The sequence below is a fragment of the Paenibacillus sp. Negev47 genome, from assembly GCF_058313655.1.
Map to the genome: position 1 here is coordinate 3,692,908 of NZ_CM177754.1, position 18,493 is coordinate 3,711,400.

Sequence of the window (18,493 nt, forward strand, 5' to 3'; positions counted from 1 at the left end):
CTGTAAACTAAAAAAAACAAAGCCGCTGGAACAGCGACTTTGCTTGTAATTCTATTACCATCTATATGGATTCATCCATTTTATTAAAAAACATCTGATCTAAGCTGCGTTCACAGTGGCCACTTCATCCGAATTCAATTGAATGGAACGTTGGCATATCCGGGTAATGACATAAGCCAGCAAGGCAAGCATTACAGCAACTGGAGGCACCCACTGTACACCACCTATATTGACGGCAATCCCCCCGACACCAGAGCCTAGCGCTATCCCCACATTGGCCGCCACAGGCAGCAGTGTAGATGCGAATGCTTTGGATCCCGGCGCGATCGCTCCAGACACATCAAACAAATATAACTGGGACGCCGCGCTCATGGAGGATGACAGACATCCAATCAGGAACAGGAATGCCAAGCCGATCCACAAGTTGGAAACGGCAAAACTCATGCCCAGGAATAGGATCGCTTGGATTACGAAAAGCCGCTTGAGCTTGGGCAGGAAATCACCCTTGGCTATTTTGGCACCAATCCAGTTACTCAGGATGCTGCAGGCACCATAGATCAGGAGTATGGCACTAATCCACTGTACAGGCACACCCATTGTCTCACTTAGGAGTGGCGTAATGTACGTAAAAACGACGAAAATACAACTGTTTCCCAGCACCGGGATCAGACAGGCGAGCAATATCCGCGGCTTCAAAAAGAGAGACATCTGATCACTGAACGAACCGGCGATCGTTGTTGTTCGGCGTGGCAGAATACGGAACATAAATACCAACGGCACAAAACCTATGCATGCCGTAACGACAAAAGTCATGGACCAGCTCAGATGTTGTCCGATAAATGTACCGAGCGGAACACCCAGTACATTCGCGATTGAAAATCCGCCCAAAATCCAAGCGATAGCTTCCCCTCTTCGCTCCCGGTTCACTGCGTCGCTTACGATCGAGATCGAAAGCGATATCGTAAGTCCACAAGCAACGGCCGAAACGATGCGAATGGCCATCAGAGAAGAGAACGTTGTTGAGAACACGGTCAATAGATTTAATGCCAACACGATCGCGAATCCAATCAATATAGAGCTTCTTCTGGATATTTTGGCCAAGAAGGCTACGGCAAATGGTGTACCCACTGCGTATGCAATAGCAAAACCGGAGACGAGCATGCCCGCGGCAGCAAGCGATACTTTCATGTAACTTTCAATTTCTTTCAACACACCCACAATGACATACTCGGTTGTTCCCAGTACAAAGCTAACTAGCGTAAGCGTTAAAATAAGTAGGTTCTCTCTATTTCTAGTCATAAATCAATACTCACTAATCCTTTCTATTGTTGCAAGCGCTTCAATTCTTTTTACGATCAGTAATCATGTATTTTCTGCTTTCCCATCCCTTCACTTTCGATATATAGTTACATTTTGGATAGTGAAATTGTACTGTCAGATACGCCATGGCGACAATCAAGGTTGTTGTGCTTTTATTGCAAAACATTATGTATGTTGTCATTTCAGCACAGACTATCATTACAATTCTGAAGGGAAGACATAGATGAATACACACCACGAATCCGGCCAACTGTATCCAAATCGAGATTGCACCATTATTTATGTAGGAAAGCTGGCAGACAATCCCCATTGGAGTTTTCCGACGCATAAGCATGACGATCTGCATGAGATTATTTACGTAACTGAAGGCAAAGGATTATTCACCATTGACGGTACCAAACACTGGGCTGAAAAAGGGGATTTGCTCATTTATAACAAAGGTACTCTTCACGAGGAGAAGTCCAACCCTGAATTCCCGTTATCCACTTTTTATTGTGGCTTTCGTTTTACAGAAGGTACCCACTCCCTTGAGGATTGGGTCATCCCTCCCTATAACAAACCGATCATTCGAGCCAACCGATATTCCGATGAACTCCATTCGTTGATGCAGACTCTCTTCAATGAATTTTCAATCCGAGAACATGGATACGAGTCGATCTCTGGGCATGTGCTGAAAGCTATACTTCTGATCATCGATCGACAGTCCCGTCAACAACTTCCTGATGGGGAGAGCGTTGGGAGGAATACCCTTGCTGAGAGCATTAAGGACTATCTGGATACCCACTATCGGCAGAACATTAAACTTAAGGAATTGGCAGATCAATTTCATATCGATTTTTATTACTTAATTCATATGTACAAAAATCACTATGGCACTTCTCCATATCACTACCTGATTCAACGAAGAATGGGTGAAGCCACCCGATTATTAGTCTCAACCAACAAAAAAATATGGGAAATTGCCAAACTGGTCGGTTACGATAACCCCAATTACTTTACGATTCTATTTACAAAAACCGTCGGTGAATCACCACGAAGTTTTCGAAAGAAGAATCAAAAGGATATGTTCGGAGATGATGCATCACATTCTTTCTAACCTCACTAATATCATTAAACGCAAAAAGGCGCTCCATTGGGGAAGCGCCTGGTACTTTACACGTTTCCTTACACACATACAAACTTACTCTAGAGCTTAAACCGCTGTTGTTTATATTCCGTAGGACTGAAACCCGTATATTCCTTGAACACCTTCGAGAAATAGTGCTGGTCACTGAATGACAGCAGGTCGGATACTTCCTTGAACTTCATGTCCGGTTGGCATTCCATCAGTCTGCATGCTTCCTGTATGCGAAGCCGTGTGTAATACTGAACAAACGTTATTTGTGTGGCATTCTTGATCACTCTGCTGACATACGACGGGCTGACGTGGAACTTTATTGCAATGTCATTAATCGATAATTGAGAGTATTTATTCAGTTTTACGTAATCGTCAATCTGCTCGAACAGAATCGCCTTGCTTTTTCGAACGTGGGATTGCAGCATATCGAAGCACTGCCCCGTCCATTCCGTCAGTTCCCGGCAAAAATCAGCGTAGGACTGTGCCTGAGTTAATTGTCTTGCCCGAAGCTCCAGACCCAATCTCATGCCCGATCCTTGTTCCTCGTACAGATGAGCAAACGTGTCTACGACCAATCCGATAAACCGCTCCACCTCGGTCATAAGTGCATTGTCCTCTGCCCATCGGTCCAGCAGCTCAGACAGCTTGAGAGCAAACTGCTCTTTCCGCCGATCCTGTATCATCTGTACAAAAGTAGATTCAAGCACCGAATCCAGACAACCTGTCTCGGATCTCGCCATCGACACCGGATTCCCGGTATCGAGCGCTATGCCTTGTTTCAACCGTTGGTGCTCAGACACTATGGACGACATGCGGTGATAGAGTTCTGGCAGATTACGAGACTCAGCGTACAGCAATTGTCCTCCGATTATCGCATCATAGTTATGTGCAAGCAGATGCCGACGCAACGATTCAAGACATTCATGTATGGAAGAGTACAAGTCAAGTGCACTCTTGTTGACGAAAACGACATATTGATAAGGGGTTTGACTTGTGTATACACGACATGCATGGGATGTAAAAAAATCCTGCATGATAGCCTCAAGTTCCACCTGCATCCATCGTTCATGTCCTGCGGTGAAGGATTGTTTGTTCATAATAATCATCATCTGGCTGAATAAAGGAGGAAAATCATCCGCTTGTTTCGGTGTAGTCTCACATTGGGGATGAATAAATTCTTTCAAATCCAGCAGGTCCTTGGACATCTGTTGATCGAGTTGCTCAATTACCCGACCCATGACCTCTTCTAATGCGTCTCGCTCCACGGGTTTTAATAAATAGTCAAACACTTTCAGGTTCAAGGCTTTTCTCGTATATTCAAAATCACTATAACCACTAATCAGAATGACCTTCAGATCTGGGTTGGCAAGCTTGGCTTGCTCAATCAACGATAGGCCATCCATTTTCGGCATCCGAATATCTGTCAATAGCAGATCAATCGGTTCCTGCTTGATCGCTGCCAAGGCTTCCTCTCCATTCGTTGCCGTAGCCGCTACGCGAACCGGGAAGTTGAGCGTTTCCAAGAGCATTTTAATATTGCGTAATATCGGTTTACTATCCTCAACGATCATAACGTTATACATCGCCTATGCCTCCTAGTTAGTAAAAATCCTTTGTCAGTGAGCCGATGATCTGAATCGTTGCTCCATGTTCCTCCTCTGTATGATTATTAAATATATTAATAAAAAGCCGATTGTTATACATGAGTTTGAGTCGATTGACACTGTTGAGAATCCCCATGTTACCCAGGGCTGTTGGTCGATTGGACGTTGAATTTATTCCCGATCCAGATGACTGGATATTGGCTAAAATCTCCTGGATCTTATCCGGTGGAAAGCCTTCTCCGTTATCCTTAATCTCCAGAGCCCATAATCCGTTATATTGCTTCACGGTAATCCGGATACGCCAAGGTGGTGCGGTGTTGGCAAAGGCATGTTCGATGCAGTTTTCCACAAATGGCTGGATGACCAACCGCGGCAACTTAATTTCATTCGCCAGCTCGTCCGCACGGATGTCCCACTCCAGATCCTCTTCGTACTTTTGTTGTACAAGCGACAAGTAATGTCTCGTATGTTGAAGCTCATCAGCCAAGGTCACATGGGCGTAGGGCGAAGAGACGATGTAGCGCAGACTGTCCGAAAGATGTTTGCACATATCCGATACGACTTTGGTCTTCCCCTCTTGTGCAGCAATACTGATCAGATACAGAACGTTATGAATAAAATGTGGAGCGATCTGAGCTTGCAGCGCTGAATTACGCGCCTTTACTTCTTCATGAAGTGCTGATTTTTCGCGGTCAATGGATTGTTGCAGCCGCTCCATGAGATCCTGAAAGGCTTCGTTAAGCAATAACAGATCGTTGTTCTTCGGCGTTTCATCCACTTTCAGATTCATATTGCTGTAGTTCATACGCCAGATTTGACTGCGGAGCTTACGGATTGGAAGCAGCAGGTTACGCGTTGACAGGAAGATATACACAAAGGAAACCAGCATCAGCGCCGTTATGAGCAGGATGGACATGGTCTGAACCGAATGGATCGAGCCCAGAACGGATTTTTTGGGTGTTATGATATACGTGATCCAACCTGTGCTGGGTGATGTGGAATGCGTGATATAATTGTCGTCTTTGTCGACCACCAGTCCCTCGTCTGATGCAGGCTTCGACCAATTGGCAAATGTCACCCCCGCTTCTGAACCTGTCATCTGTTCCCCTTGTTCATTCAGAATATAGACATCTCCAGCAGTAATGCCTTCCGTAAGATTCTGTATATAGGCCTGTTCCATCTGAATGCTAAGATAACCGTACACCTTGCCGTTCTGATCATTGATCGTCCGCACAAAGGAGATGGTATCGAGTTGGCGCAGCAAGACAAAACCGCTTTCCGTCCAATCCCGCCCGATCTGGCTACTCTCCATCATCGTGTTCAAAATCGCCGGAGGATTGCCTGAACCCAGATATGACGTAAGAAGAACACCTTGCCTGTCATAGATGGACATGTCCTTGATATTCATGCTTGGCCCAATCGCCTGAAACATGATGTCTTTGATGATTCGAATTTGCTTCAGTCTTTCATAGTTACTATGAGCTGAGGAGCTCTTGTCCATGGCTGCAAAGATATTCTTGCTGGACAATATTCGCTGCGACATTTGGTTCTGTTGTTCTACGTATAGATCGACCTGCTCTCTCACCTTCGTAGCAGTCACGAGCGTATCTTGCTCCGTTTTCAGTTTGAGCGGGCGAATAACAATCACATTTACATACACGATAAAACAGCCCAGCACGAACAAAAGCAGGGCCAGAAACGTCAAAAGCACCTTCGTCTGCAAACTGAATTGAGTTGCCTTATGTATGAGCTTCGCCATTCTCAGAGTTACCCTCCTGTTCTGACATGATGTGAAATCCCTTAGATTTATGTCCTACTGTATCACGGTACTCCATGAAATGATAGCGATTTCAAGTTCAGGATTTTACACATCAACGTTCAAGCACAGACATGTACCGGGGCGATAAAAGAATCTATAATCGAACTTGTAAACGGATTCACTAAACGTTTTAGAGGGGGATTTGCATTGAAGACAATAAAAAGAAAAAAGGCTATATCCATTATTCTGGCTAGTCTATTATCGATCTCGTTAACCGCTTGTGGATCAGGAGGTACAGATTCCGGTGCTGCTGGCGGGGACAGCAAGAGTGGTAAGGTCACACTGGAATTGGCGATCTCTAAAAGTTCTCAGGACTCTGCCTTCATTCAGCAAGACATTCTCGATGAATTCGAAAAACAAACGAATATCCGCGTGAATTTGCAGCTGATTCCAGCGGAACAAACAACAACGGTATTGCAAACCAAACTGGCTGTAGATGAAACACCTGACATTATTCAATATAATCTGGCGAGCGCAGTCACGGACCTGAACCTAGAACGTAACTTCGAGATTCTCGATAACGAACCTTGGGCGAGCAGAATCGTGAACAAAGATGTCCTCTCTTCTGGTGGTCACCTCTACAGTTTCCATGTTAGCCAGGATACAGGCATGCAAGGGGTCGTTTATAACAAACAAATCTTTGAAGAGCTCGGATTGTCGCTTCCAACCAACTACGAGGAATTCTTGGCGATCTGTGAAAAAATCAAAGCGAGTGGCATTACACCTGTATTCATGCCTTACAAAGATGCCTGGGCTGCCAACATCTGGCCTGCTGCAGCTTTTGCCGATTTTGTAGCCAAAAATGAACCGACGTTTTTTGATGACTTGAACAACAATAAGAAAAAATGGTCCGATATTCCGGAATTCAAAACATTCCTGGAACAACAGTATGAAGTGTACACCAAAGGTTACACCAACACAGATGTGCTTAGCGACAGCTATGACATGGCAGTAGGTAAATTCCTGAACAAGGAAGTGGCCATGATGTTTATGGGCGATTGGTTAATTGAAGGCGTTGCCGAGCAAGATCCAAGCATGGAACTGGGCGTTTTCCCGATTCCATCGTCGGATAATGCCAGTCTGGGTGCAAGTCCACTGGGTGGACAACTGTTCATTCCGAAGAAATCCAAACATTTGGAAGAAGCCAAACAGTTCCTGGACTACATCGCTTCCAAGGATGTCGCACAACAGATCGTGGACTCCAAAGGCTACGTATCCAATTTAAGTGACGTCACAACACCGGAATTGCCAGCCTACAAGCAGGACATTGTAGACAACTACATTACGCCGAAGAAAACCGTGCTGACCACGGATGCATTCATGTTGGTTGATCGCAGTGAACTGTACCGATTGTTACAGGATCAATTTGCAGGCGGATTGTCACCGGAAGAAGTCCTGAAATCCTGGGATGAGAAGTTCAGTCAGCTGATGCAGGATAAAGGTGTAGCCGGTTTCTAAGAAATAGGAGTGAAATACAAGGCAGCATACCACGGATGAATGTTATGCTGCCTAGCTATAACGGAGTGTGAGACATGAAAAGGACTAAAAATTTGTATTCGTATTACATGATCTTTCCCGCACTGATTATCTACTCCATCTTTTTCGTCGTGCCTGCTCTTGCCGCCTTCTATTACTCATTCACGGATTGGCGGTTGGACCGGCTGGAGTTGAAGTTCATCGGGTGGGACAATTTCAGGAAAATTTTCTCGGACAAAACGCTTATTCTGGCGTTGCAGAACACAGCAATATTTGCGATCGTCACCGTAGTGGGCAAAAATGTTATCGGTCTATTACTGGCTGTAGGACTTAATATGCGATTAAGAACGAAGAACCTGCTGCGCGCCATCTTCTACTCCCCTTCCATACTCAGCATTCTTGTGATCAGCATTCTGTTCACTCCCATGTTGCGTACTGAAGGTACAATTAACAACCTATTGGAATCTGTTGGCTTACATTCGTTAAGCCAAGCTTGGCTGACCAATCCATCCATTGTCATCTGGACGATTGCTATCGTCTCCATCTGGCAGAGTGCCGGTTTCCAGATGGCCATCTATCTGGCGGGCCTGCAGTCCATTTCTCAAGAGTATTACGAGGCAGCCAAGATTGATGGCGCAAGCTCGTGGAGAAGTTTTTTCAAAATCACACTGCCGCTCTTGCTGCCAGCCATTAACATTAACCTGATGCTGACATTAATCGGTGGACTCAAAGTATTCTCCGAAGTGTACGTCATGACCGGTGGTGGCCCGGGTAACGCTTCCCAGGTCGTTGGTACGATCATTCTACGATCTTTCGGTGAAGGCAACTGGGGACTCGGTACCGCGGTCAACACACTTCTGTTCGTCGTCGTTACCATTATCGCTATACCGCTATTGATCTTCATGCGGCGTAAGGAGGTTACGGAATAACATGGGCTATACACGCAAACTCGCCATCCGCAACTATATCGTGGAAGGTTTCCTGATTCTGGCCTCTCTCATCGTTCTGTTGCCGCTTGTCATTCTGATCTTTGGTTCATTTAAAACCAGCGCCGAGGTGCTCAGCTTCTCTCTAAGTTTGCCTGAAACATGGCAGTTCTCGAACTATGTTCGTGTCTTCCAGGAAGGCGGTCTGTCACGAGCATTCTTCAACAGCATCTTGATTACTGGCGTCTCATCCATTATTAACATCGTTGCTTCTTCGGCAGCGGCATTCATTCTGGCACGTCGGGAAACCAAACTATCCGGCACCATCTACATGTATTTCTTCATGGGGCTGATTGCGCCGATGTCGATTATTACGACCATTCGGGTTGTGCAGGGATTAGGATTCTACGGCAGCATCACAAGTGTCATTCTGATCTACGCCGCGTTAAATACAGCCTTCAGTGTATTCTTGTATAGTGGATTCATCAAAACCATTCCACGAGCGCTGGACGAAGTGGCATTTCTGGAAGGTGCAAGTGTGTTCGGCGTGTTCTTCCGCATCGTCACACCGCTCATCCTGCCCGTTAACGCAACGGTAGCGATCATGGTGTTCATGTCCGTTTGGAATGACATCACAATTCCGGTGTACTTCCTGACAGACAGCTCCACCTGGACGATGCCACTATCGATCTACAATTTCTACGGCAAATATAGCCGGGACTGGAACCTGATCTTCGCCAATCTCGTGCTTACTTCGCTGCCTGTATTCATCCTGTATCTATTCGGGCAAAAATATATTGTCAGCGGCCTTACTGCCGGTGCAGTTAAAGGCTAAACCTCATATTCTCACCGTTCTTAAGGGAATGGAATTGGAGGATTCATGACGAACTTAACCCCCGCCAGATCTGGTGGGGTTGTTTTATTTATAGCGTGAAAATGCATCTACACCTCTCTATTTTTGAAACAATTGCGGGTAAAGGGATCGTCTCGTAACTCCCAATAACAATCTATCACGTCGGGAACGATCAGCATAAAAAAGAAAGATGCCCGTTAACCTTTGAAAAAGGCTATGAGCATCTTTCTTGGTCCTTCATTTAAATTGGATTTACTTATGGATTATGATCTTATGTCATACAGATTCGCAGGTAACGCCTGCACAAACGGTGACCAGTCACTCGTTGTATATAGATGAAGTCGGTGCATGGCTCGTGTGCAGGCCGTATACAGAAGCTTGCGGTCATATTCCTGGCTGTAGGCGTCTGGTGAAGCATCATAGACCAGGACAGCGTCGAACTCGACGCCTTTGGCGAGGTACACAGGAATAACCATGATTCCTTTTTCAAAAATCTGTGTGTCCTTCGTTATGAGCTGCAGCCCTTCGCCTCCTTGACTACGTAACCATTCATGGGCTTCCCGGCTTTCAGCCGCCGTCTTCGTAATCACAGCGATGGAATCGAACCCCTCCGCCTTGAGTGCGGTAATATCTGCGAGAATCTGCGAACCACGCAGCGTATTGTCCTTCAATCTTGTTAAAAGAGGCTTCTGATCTCCCCGTTCAAACGGTCTGATCTCTTCTCCCCCTGGCAGCATGCATTTGGTGAATTCAACAATCTCCCTGGTTGAACGATAACTGCGTACCAGGCGTATTAATGTGGTTTCGGCTTCTCCGTAAAGGTGAACCAGTGGCGAGTTGGATGCTGCTAAATCCGTAGCCTGCATAAAGATCGCTTGCCCGAAATCACCAAGCACCGTCATGCGGGCACGAGGAAACAGCTTTTTGAGATATTCATATTGAAACGCCGAATAGTCCTGGCCTTCATCCACAAAGACATAACGGATATCCGTGTTTGTCCGGACACCTTCGATCATCTCTTTTACATATAGAAAAGGAGTAGCATCCTCATGGAACAGCTTGTTCTGGAGGATCATTTTCTTAGTCTGTTTGCAAATCTCAGGCCAATGCTGCGGGGGGATTGCCCCATTCGTTTGTTCACGATAAGCAGCTTCATCTACAAATAGTTGTTCATATATGCCTTTCACATCCACGAACTGGAATTTCCGCACACTCTTTCTTAACGGTTTAAACATGTCTTTCACCAGTTTCTGACGAAGCAGTTCCTCTTCCCGCACAGCAAAGTTAAAGGCACCCTCATCTTTCTCTGCGCTTGTATTCCCATTCTCCCGCGCTGCGTATTTTTCCGCCACATCGAACACAGGCTTTTCTTTGTGCAACATGCGGAAAGCTTCCACGTACTCTTCTGTGTCCAGATAATTCAACTCCTCCAGAACCCAGTCTGCTTCCCGTTCCAGTCGTTCCAGCGAAACGAGTTCTCTCAGCAGCCATTCCTGCAAAAGTAGTATACGGTTGGACAATGTAAGATTTTGATCCAAACTGTAAAATTGGGTCTTTATTCGGTCTGCAGTGATGAATTCACGTTCCCGAAATTGAATTCCGTTAAACCGCATCCCCTCTCTTCCCAACCACTTACCGTAGTTTTGGAGCACTTGAAGGAATGTCTCGGAAGCTTTGTACTTGATCGCCTCCATACGAGCTTCATATCCCGGATCTCCCTGGGCTGTCAGTACATATTCAATCTGATCAAAGGCATCCTCTGGTTGTACGGAGGAATCCAGCCAATAATTCAAATATTCCTGGAAAGTCGTCTGCTGCATGTTCTCTTCACCAAGTTCCGGGAGTACGGTGGAAATATAGCTGGTGAACATCGGATTCGGCGAGAAAAGTACAATCTGATCTGCTTTGACGGTCTGGCGGTGTTTATACAGTAAGTAGGCGACTCGCTGTAACGCTGCCGACGTCTTGCCACTGCCCGCTGCCCCCTGCACGATAAGCATCCGGCTGCGGTCATCACGAATAATAGCATTCTGTTCCTTCTGAATGGTTGCTACAATGCTCTTCATTTGTGAGTCTGCACCCTTGGCGAGTACTTGCTGCAACAATTCGTCACCAATCGTCTCAGTTGAATCAAACATGCTATGAAGCTGCCCATGTTGGATCTGGAATTGACGCTTGAGCTCCATCTTTCCCTCGATTCGTCCTGAAGGTGTGTCATAGCCTGCTGGCCCGGGAGAGTGATCATAGTACAGACTCGCAATTGGTGTTCTCCAGTCATAGATTAGAAAGTTCAGTCCATCCTCATCCATGAAAGATGATACCCCGATGTAGATCTGTTCAGTAATTGTCATGCCTTTTTCCTTATAGTCAAAACGACCAAAATACGGCGTTGGAAGCAGTCTCTTTGTGTTCTTCCATTGTTGTGTTAATAGCTTGTGCCCGCGCTCCCTCTCGGCCAATACCCTCGACTGCTGATTGATGGTATAGAATGCATCTTCAAAATCCGTGTACGAACCCGTGTTAATCGTCACGTCTTCCCAGAACCGTTTACGAATTTCGGCAGCCTGTTCATGCAGTCCGGCAACCTTCGGTTCTAACTCGTCGAGTCGTGCCTGAAGTTTGTTCCTTACCTCCACTAGTCTTTCCTCTTCCAACTTCCATTCGTTTGTTTTATCCATGAATAAGTCCACTCCCTTTTCCATTTATTAGGACCCAAAAAAAGAGCATTGACAAATCGGAATGTCGGATGTAAAATTAAATTAGGAGAAATAATGATTAACCCTTTACATTCAAATCAAATGTCAATTGCGCTATAGATTATATCATGGCTTTTTTTTGCGTTCAATCCTTTTTTTCTCTTCTCTGTCTGAGTTGAACCATACTTTATATGGAGTAAGATGTCCCTTGAGCTACACTCGGGGCATTTTTTTATGTTCTATATCCAACCGATTTGGAGATAATGATAGGATTAGGCAAAAGTTTGATAGAAATGTGGTACAGGCTGGTTCGTTCGTTATGACATAATAAATGAAAATAGGTCACCATACAGGTGGCCATAATAAATATTAGAAAGGATTTGGACATCATATGGAATATACAAAACTTGGTAACACAGGCTTGGACGTATCTCGATTTTGCCTGGGATGTATGGGGTTCGGGGACGCCAGTAAGTGGGTTCATCAATGGGTATTGAATGAAGAGAACTCCCGCCCTGTCATCAAAAAAGCGCTAGATTTAGGCATTAATTTCTTCGATACAGCGAATGTATACTCTTTGGGTACAAGTGAGGAATATCTTGGTCGGGCATTAAAGGATTATGCCAATCGTGATGAGGTTGTCATTGCAACCAAGATCCACGGACAGATGCATGAGGGGCCCAACGGTTCTGGCCTTTCGAGAAAAGCCATCATGAGTGAAATAGACAAGAGTCTGAAACGTTTGGAAACGGATTATGTCGACCTGTATATCATCCATCGTTGGGATCACAGCACCCCTATAGAAGAAACCATGGAAGCTTTACATGATGTGGTGAAGTCCGGTAAAGCGAGATACATTGGAGCTTCAGCAATGTTCGCATGGCAGTTCCAAAAGGCATTGCATGTGGCCGAGAGAAATGGTTGGACCAAGTTCGTTTCCATGCAAAACCACTTAAACCTCATCTATCGTGAAGAAGAACGCGAGATGCTTCCTCTGTGCAAGGAAGAAAAGATTGGTGTGACTCCCTACAGCCCTCTGGCTTCAGGCAGGTTAACCCGTGACTGGTCTGTAACCACGCTTCGTTCCGAGACAGACGAAGTGCAAAAATCCAAGTACAATGGAACCAGTGATGCGGATCGGCTTGTTGTCGAGCGAGTTGCATCCATTGCAGAAAAGTACGGTGTACCTCGCACACACATTGCACTTGCCTGGTTATTACTAAAAGATACCGTAACGGCTCCAATTATCGGTGCCACCAAATTATCGCATCTGGATGATGCTGTAGGTGCTCTGTCTGTTAAGTTGACCAGCGAAGATGTTACGTTCCTTGAAGAACCATACGTACCTCACCCTGTAGTAGGTCATAAATAATACTGTAATATACCAAAGACCCTTAACTTCCGAATCTGGAAGTTAGGGGTCTTCTTTTTCTATCATGATTTATTTACGCCAAAATGTTGAACAGTCTGCCTTATCCGCGATATTGAACTCAATCATTCGCTCAAGTAACGAAAAATCAATTTCCTGTTTCCACTTCATCCGAACCAATTCTTTGGTGTGATCATAACCCGCCTGAGTGATCTCTTCCGAAAAGCGATTAATTCCTGCCTTCTCGGGAGCAACAGCCAAATGTTGCTTGGATACACTAAAACCAATGATAAAAGTCTCGTGATCGGTAAACATCGGTTGATTCCATGCTATTTTTTGCTTTAGATTCGGGAATTTTTCAGTAACCCAGTTCAAGACTTCTTCCGTTCGTGCCTGATGTTCCGGGTTATCGATGCGTGCTATAAATTCTGCAAAGGTCTCCATTGCTTTCCCCCTATATCAATAATAAATATTCTACTTCTTTTGCCCCATTCGATCTCATTCTATCATGAATCCATCAACCGAATCTAACCAGATCATAAGAAAACAAGCAAGCAATTGACCTTGGTGGCCAGCTGCTTGCTTGTCTACTTATGCATCGAGTTATTACTTACTTCACAATTACATTGTGTTGATATCAATAACAAAGCGATATTTCACGTCGGAAGCCAGTACACGTTTGTAAGCTTCGTCAATCTGGTCAGCCGAGATGACCTCAATGTTAGGCGCAATATCATGTTCTGCACAGAAATCGAGCATTTCTTGCGTCTCACGAATGCCACCAATCATGGAACCTGCGAATGAACGGCGATGACCGATGAGAGAGAATACGTTAACAGCTAATGGCTCTGCAGGTGCACCCACGTTCACGAGAGTACCATCCAGCGTGAGCAGTGAGAAATAAGCGTTAATATCAATATTCGCACTTACTGTGTTAATCATCAGATCAAAAGTCCCTGCAAGTTTTTCGAACGTTTCCGGTTCGCTTGTTGCGTAGTAGTGATCTGCACCAAATTGCAGTCCATCTTCTTTTTTGCTCAAGGACTGGGAGAGAACCGTTACTTCGGCACCCATCGCATGTGCAATTTTAACAGCCATATGGCCTAGACCACCCATACCTACAACGGCAACCTTCTTACCTGGGCCAGCTCCCCAGTGATGCAGCGGTGAATATGTCGTAATACCTGCACATAGCAAAGGTGCAGCAGCGTCCAGTGCAATGTTATCCGGGATGCGAACGATGAAGTCCTCGACTACAACAATGTGGGTAGAATATCCACCTTGCGTAGGCTCACCATATTTGTCTACCCCAGCGTAGGTAGGAATATTTCCTTTGAGACAGTATTGTTCTTCACCTTTGCGGCAGTTATCACATTCTCCACAAGAGTCGACCATACATCCGACCCCTACTCGGTCACCGAGCTTGTATTTGGAGACTCCTGTTCCTATATCGGTTACAATCCCGGCAATCTCGTGTCCAGGAACAAGCGGATAATTCACAGGACCCCATTCACCGTGGGCAGTATGGATGTCAGAATGGCAAATACCAGCATATTTAATCTCGATTAATACATCATTCGTATCCAGATCACGTCGTTTAATTTCAGCACTTCGGAATTGTTGGTCTGGTCCGTCAACTGCTCTGGCTTTAGCTATAATCAATGTAATAACCTCCTAGTAATTTAAAGTTCAAAATAATCTTACCCCCTCTAGTTAACTCTAGGTCAACTATTTATCTTATTTTTTATCTCCACCTCACTTTGACATGTTGTAATGTAGCATGGTAGAATTTCACTCGAATCAATCCTAGAGTTAACTCGAAGTCTACCCCTAGTAGAAAGGAATTCATTCTAAATGACCTATTCAATCGGTGAAGTTGCCAAAAAATTAGACCTTACGGTATATACATTGCGTTACTACGATAAGGAAGGACTTATGCCTTTTGTAGAACGTACCACGAGCGGAACACGTTTGTTCAAAGATTCAGACATTGACTTTCTAAAGATCATCCAATGTCTGAAGCTGACCGGGATGCCTATAAAGGATATCAAAGACTTCATTGAATGGTGTTCTGAAGGGGACTCCACCCTGAAGCAGAGATATGACATGTTCTCGGAACGAAAAGCTAGCGTAGAAGCACAGATGGAGGAATTACGAAAGACCATGGAGGTCATTGAGCACAAATGCGCATACTACGAGACTGCTTTGAAAGCCGGGACTGAAGAGATTCACAAAATTAAATCAATAGAAAATGCCATTACCAATTGATTGATCAGTCTTTTTCTTATAAAGTTGTGCAAAAAAAGTAGTAGCTTGAAGTCCTCTAACGGATTCGAGCTACTACTTATATGTGTAAAATGATGCATCAATTTTCCAAAAGTTTCATTGATACATTGATAATGCGATTTAATTTCTCTTTATCCATCGAAGTTCTTGCCATGGCCCGTATGCCCACGGAAATATTGTGCAGGTACTCTGCCATTTCCTTCGCATCCTGAGTTGAGGAGAACTCTCCATCCCGCTGTCCCCATTCAATAATCTGCTCGAACATCCGCTCTGTTACATTAAAAGATTCAAGAGATCGGGAGTCCACATCCGTATCACGGGGGCCCAGCTCCACCGCCGAGTTCACGATCAGGCAACCCGATGGCGTATCCTCTGATTCGCTGATCATTACTCCGAAAATTTTATGGAGTGCTTCCACTGCCGTCTTGGACGCTTTGATCTCTGCGAGCAATGTGTTGCTGACCTTTCCATTGTAACGATCCATTGCCTGCAAAAACAACGAATGTTTGTCGTCAAACGTATCATATATACTTCTGCGATGAATCCCCATATGTTCAACCAGGTCACTCATCGACGTCTTCTCGTATCCTTGTTCCCAGAAGATCTTCATTGCTTTATCCAATACTTCGTTCACTTCAAACTCTTTACTCCTAGCCATGTTGACTTCCCTCCCAAAATCAATCTAACACATCGGGAACGATCAGTAAATAAAATAAGGACTTGTGAATATTCACCCGGCAAGTAACATATCTTATCCATTCACCTCAAATGTTTGCCTATTCCTATCCGTTTTCTACCGCCTTGGGTCAATATACGATAGAATGTGGTTATTATGTTGTGAGGAAAAAAGGAGAACTTCGCATGTCTGATCAAATACAAGAACAACAGAACGAATTAGCCACACTCATTGACCGTTATTCTGACAAGGACGGAGTGCATTCTACGGCTATCCCCTCATTATTTTTAATCCGCGAATCTGTCGTTACGGAACCCCTATTCAGAGTTAATGAACCGTCCTTCTGCATTATCGTTCAGGGCGAAAAAGAGGTACTGCTGGGACAGGATCGTTTCCGTTATGGTCCAGGAAGTTATATCGTCGCAACCGTTGATTTGCCAGTTAGTGGACAAGTCATTCAGGCCTCGCCTGAAGCTCCTTACCTGGCGCTAAAACTTGAGTTTACATCCAGTGAAATTCTGGAGGTATTAAACCATTCCGACTTCCCTACAAAACCGCTGAATAATGCGAGAAGGGCAATGTTTGTCAGCCAAACCGAACCGTCTCTGCTGGACGCGGTCGTCAGGTTGGCCCGACTACTGGAAGAACATTCGGAAGATATCCCATTACTGGCACCTTTGTTCAAGAAGGAAATTCTCTATAGAGTATTGAAAGGTCCCCATGGGGTCGCCCTGGAACAAGCTACAATGGAGGGCAGCCACACATATCGAGTCAAAGACGTCATTCAATATATTATGAATCACTCTGATCAGAATTTCAGGGTTGAGGAATTGGCCGACTTGGCGAATATGAGCACTGCCTCACTGTATAGACACTTTAAAGAAGTGACTGCCATGAGTCCAATTCAGTTTCAAAAACAACTGAGACTTCAGGAAGCTCGGCGCTTGTTATTATCAAAATCCACCGATGCAGCAGATGTAGCATATCAGGTAGGTTACGAGAGTCCTTCCCAATTCAGTCGTGAATATTCCCGCATGTTCGGTTTTCCGCCAAGAGAAGATATTAAACGTCTGAGAGGTAAAACCGATGAATCGACTACCCTCTCCTGACTCTTACTCGTTAATATCATACCTTCACTTCGTTTAGTTTAACCATAAAAAGGACTCCTTCTGTTTTGTCAGTCGGAGTCCTTTCTTATCCATATATTTAATGCTGAACATTAAAAACCAGTTGTATATTGTTTTGGAACGTCCGTTGTCTTGCGCAAAGCAGACGCTGCTTCCAATGCCCAGTAAGGATTTCTTAACAGCCCTCTTCCGACTGCAACGAGATCAGCTTCTTCATTTCCAATGACTGCATTCGCCAATTTCGGGTCGTCCAGTCTTCCAACAGCAATCACGGGCACATCAAGAGCTTCTTTGATTGCTTTAGCGAGAGGTACTTGATAAGCTGCGTGAGTTCCTGGTCTGCCCGATGCACCAATAGGTCCCTCGCCACCAGATGAGATATCGAATAGGTCCACGCCTGCCTCTTGATATGCCTTGGCAAACTCGGAACTTTCGTCAATTCCATAGCCACCTTCGACGTATTCTTTTGCTGAAATACGCATCATCAGGGGCATGTCTTTTGGCATTTCTGCCTTTGCAGCCTGAATGATCTCCCGGCCGAATAACGTTAAATCTTGTCCATATTCGTCTTCTCGCTTGTTCGTTAGTGGAGAATGGAACTGATGAATCAAATAGCCATGTGCGCCATGAAGCTCAATCGCATCAAATCCAGCTTTCACAGCACGCGCTACTGCACTCCGGAATTTCTCAACCATTCCTTTTACTTCATCCGTTGTAAGCGCACGAGGTTGCTTGGAATTCTCATCAAAGGCGATTGCGGACGGGGCTACTGGAACTTCGGCATCTTCTGCTTTGCGGCCCGCATGAGCAATCTGAATGCCGACCTTGGCACCATAACTGTGACACGCATCTACGATCCGCTTCAGAGCTGGGATCTGTTCATCTGACCATAACCCAAGATCATAATCTGAAATTCGGCCATCCGGTTCCACATCTGTCATTTCAATGATAATAAAACCTGTTCCCCCCACAGCACGACTAACGTAGTGCATATAATGCCAATCTGTTGCGATACCATCTTTTTGCTCAACTGAATATTGACACATTGGAGCCATTACGACACGGTTTTTAAGCTCTAGGCTTTTAAAAGAATATGGACTAAACAAATCTGTCATCAAAATAAAACTCCCCTTTTCATGAATCAAGTTTAATAAAATGCATGCGCAAGCATCGAAACAGCCCATACGATTAATAATTCCGTATGATTTAGAACTCACACGTAAC

The 18,493-nt window shown here is 45.0% G+C and carries 15 protein-coding genes; 7 read left to right on the forward strand and 8 right to left on the reverse strand.

Annotated elements, in window-relative coordinates; genetic code table 11:
• Positions 1-99: 99 nt before the first annotated feature.
• On the reverse strand, positions 100-1,299 hold the full coding sequence (locus AC4G47_RS16500) for an MFS transporter (protein ID WP_491101860.1): 1,200 nt from the start codon (positions 1,297-1,299) through the stop codon (positions 100-102).
• A gap of 244 nt (positions 1,300-1,543) precedes the next feature.
• Here AC4G47_RS16500 and AC4G47_RS16505 point away from each other — a divergent pair, with 244 nt between their 5' ends.
• The gene (locus tag AC4G47_RS16505) at positions 1,544-2,416 is read left to right on the forward strand and encodes a helix-turn-helix transcriptional regulator (RefSeq protein WP_491101861.1); all 873 of its coding nucleotides are present in this window, start codon (positions 1,544-1,546) and stop codon (positions 2,414-2,416) included.
• A gap of 89 nt (positions 2,417-2,505) precedes the next feature.
• Here the strand turns inward: AC4G47_RS16505 and AC4G47_RS16510 are convergent, their stop codons facing one another.
• Positions 2,506-4,020 carry a response regulator gene (locus AC4G47_RS16510; RefSeq protein WP_491101862.1) on the reverse strand — a complete coding sequence of 505 codons (1,515 nt, stop codon included), beginning with the start codon at positions 4,018-4,020 and terminating at the stop codon, positions 2,506-2,508.
• Between the two features lie 16 nt (positions 4,021-4,036).
• Positions 4,037-5,800: a sensor histidine kinase gene (locus AC4G47_RS16515; protein WP_491101863.1), complete on the reverse strand. Its 1,764-nt coding sequence runs from the start codon at positions 5,798-5,800 to the stop codon at positions 4,037-4,039.
• Positions 5,801-6,007: 207 nt separating this feature from the next.
• Between AC4G47_RS16515 and AC4G47_RS16520 the strand changes: the two genes are divergently transcribed.
• From AC4G47_RS16520 to AC4G47_RS16530, 3 genes are all read left to right on the forward strand, one after another.
• The gene (locus AC4G47_RS16520) at positions 6,008-7,318 is read left to right on the forward strand and encodes an ABC transporter substrate-binding protein (protein ID WP_491101864.1); all 1,311 of its coding nucleotides are present in this window, start codon (positions 6,008-6,010) and stop codon (positions 7,316-7,318) included.
• 74 nt (positions 7,319-7,392) lie between these two features.
• Positions 7,393-8,265 carry a carbohydrate ABC transporter permease gene (locus tag AC4G47_RS16525; RefSeq protein WP_145317392.1) on the forward strand — a complete coding sequence of 291 codons (873 nt, stop codon included), beginning with the start codon at positions 7,393-7,395 and terminating at the stop codon, positions 8,263-8,265.
• Between the two features lies 1 nt (position 8,266).
• A complete protein-coding gene (locus AC4G47_RS16530) occupies positions 8,267-9,097 on the forward strand; it encodes a carbohydrate ABC transporter permease (protein ID WP_145317395.1) in 831 nt (276 codons plus the stop codon).
• A gap of 281 nt (positions 9,098-9,378) precedes the next feature.
• Here the strand turns inward: AC4G47_RS16530 and helD are convergent, their stop codons facing one another.
• Positions 9,379-11,793, reverse strand: a complete 2,415-nt coding sequence (helD, locus tag AC4G47_RS16535) for an RNA polymerase recycling motor HelD (protein ID WP_491101865.1) — start codon at positions 11,791-11,793, stop codon at positions 9,379-9,381.
• A 409-nt stretch (positions 11,794-12,202) separates the two neighbouring features.
• On the opposite strand from helD, the gene AC4G47_RS16540 reads away from it, so the two are divergent.
• A complete protein-coding gene (locus AC4G47_RS16540; RefSeq protein ID WP_491101866.1) occupies positions 12,203-13,183 on the forward strand; it encodes an aldo/keto reductase in 981 nt (326 codons plus the stop codon).
• A 69-nt stretch (positions 13,184-13,252) separates the two neighbouring features.
• On the opposite strand, the gene AC4G47_RS16545 is transcribed toward AC4G47_RS16540, so the two are convergent.
• Positions 13,253-13,624, reverse strand: a complete 372-nt coding sequence (locus AC4G47_RS16545; RefSeq protein ID WP_458126835.1) for an iron chaperone — start codon at positions 13,622-13,624, stop codon at positions 13,253-13,255.
• 177 nt (positions 13,625-13,801) lie between these two features.
• Entirely contained in the window at positions 13,802-14,842 is a 1,041-nt protein-coding gene (locus AC4G47_RS16550; protein ID WP_491101867.1) for an NAD(P)-dependent alcohol dehydrogenase, read from the reverse strand.
• Positions 14,843-15,034: 192 nt separating this feature from the next.
• On the opposite strand from AC4G47_RS16550, the gene AC4G47_RS16555 reads away from it, so the two are divergent.
• On the forward strand, positions 15,035-15,448 hold the full coding sequence (locus tag AC4G47_RS16555; protein WP_491101868.1) for a MerR family transcriptional regulator: 414 nt from the start codon (positions 15,035-15,037) through the stop codon (positions 15,446-15,448).
• 97 nt (positions 15,449-15,545) lie between these two features.
• On the opposite strand, the gene AC4G47_RS16560 is transcribed toward AC4G47_RS16555, so the two are convergent.
• Positions 15,546-16,124 carry a TetR/AcrR family transcriptional regulator gene (locus AC4G47_RS16560; RefSeq protein WP_491101869.1) on the reverse strand — a complete coding sequence of 193 codons (579 nt, stop codon included), beginning with the start codon at positions 16,122-16,124 and terminating at the stop codon, positions 15,546-15,548.
• A gap of 203 nt (positions 16,125-16,327) precedes the next feature.
• Here AC4G47_RS16560 and AC4G47_RS16565 point away from each other — a divergent pair, with 203 nt between their 5' ends.
• On the forward strand, positions 16,328-17,251 hold the full coding sequence (locus AC4G47_RS16565) for an AraC family transcriptional regulator (RefSeq protein WP_491101870.1): 924 nt from the start codon (positions 16,328-16,330) through the stop codon (positions 17,249-17,251).
• Positions 17,252-17,361: 110 nt separating this feature from the next.
• Here AC4G47_RS16565 and AC4G47_RS16570 read toward each other — a convergent pair whose 3' ends face one another.
• The gene (locus AC4G47_RS16570) at positions 17,362-18,384 is read right to left on the reverse strand and encodes an NADH:flavin oxidoreductase/NADH oxidase (RefSeq protein ID WP_491101871.1); all 1,023 of its coding nucleotides are present in this window, start codon (positions 18,382-18,384) and stop codon (positions 17,362-17,364) included.
• Positions 18,385-18,493 lie beyond the last annotated feature (109 nt).

Coding starts and splice junctions, on each gene's coding strand:
- AC4G47_RS16560 (WP_491101869.1), bottom strand. CDS start 16,124: ATGGCTAGGAGTAAAGAGTTTGAAGTGAACGAAGTATTGGATAAAGCA.
- AC4G47_RS16525 (WP_145317392.1), top strand. CDS start 7,393: ATGAAAAGGACTAAAAATTTGTATTCGTATTACATGATCTTTCCCGCA.
- AC4G47_RS16510 (WP_491101862.1), bottom strand. CDS start 4,020: ATGTATAACGTTATGATCGTTGAGGATAGTAAACCGATATTACGCAAT.
- AC4G47_RS16500 (WP_491101860.1), bottom strand. CDS start 1,299: ATGACTAGAAATAGAGAGAACCTACTTATTTTAACGCTTACGCTAGTT.
- AC4G47_RS16545 (WP_458126835.1), bottom strand. CDS start 13,624: ATGGAGACCTTTGCAGAATTTATAGCACGCATCGATAACCCGGAACAT.
- AC4G47_RS16540 (WP_491101866.1), top strand. CDS start 12,203: ATGGAATATACAAAACTTGGTAACACAGGCTTGGACGTATCTCGATTT.
- AC4G47_RS16515 (WP_491101863.1), bottom strand. CDS start 5,800: ATGGCGAAGCTCATACATAAGGCAACTCAATTCAGTTTGCAGACGAAG.
- AC4G47_RS16530 (WP_145317395.1), top strand. CDS start 8,267: ATGGGCTATACACGCAAACTCGCCATCCGCAACTATATCGTGGAAGGT.
- AC4G47_RS16565 (WP_491101870.1), top strand. CDS start 16,328: ATGTCTGATCAAATACAAGAACAACAGAACGAATTAGCCACACTCATT.
- AC4G47_RS16570 (WP_491101871.1), bottom strand. CDS start 18,384: ATGACAGATTTGTTTAGTCCATATTCTTTTAAAAGCCTAGAGCTTAAA.
- AC4G47_RS16555 (WP_491101868.1), top strand. CDS start 15,035: ATGACCTATTCAATCGGTGAAGTTGCCAAAAAATTAGACCTTACGGTA.
- AC4G47_RS16505 (WP_491101861.1), top strand. CDS start 1,544: ATGAATACACACCACGAATCCGGCCAACTGTATCCAAATCGAGATTGC.
- helD (WP_491101865.1), bottom strand. CDS start 11,793: ATGGATAAAACAAACGAATGGAAGTTGGAAGAGGAAAGACTAGTGGAG.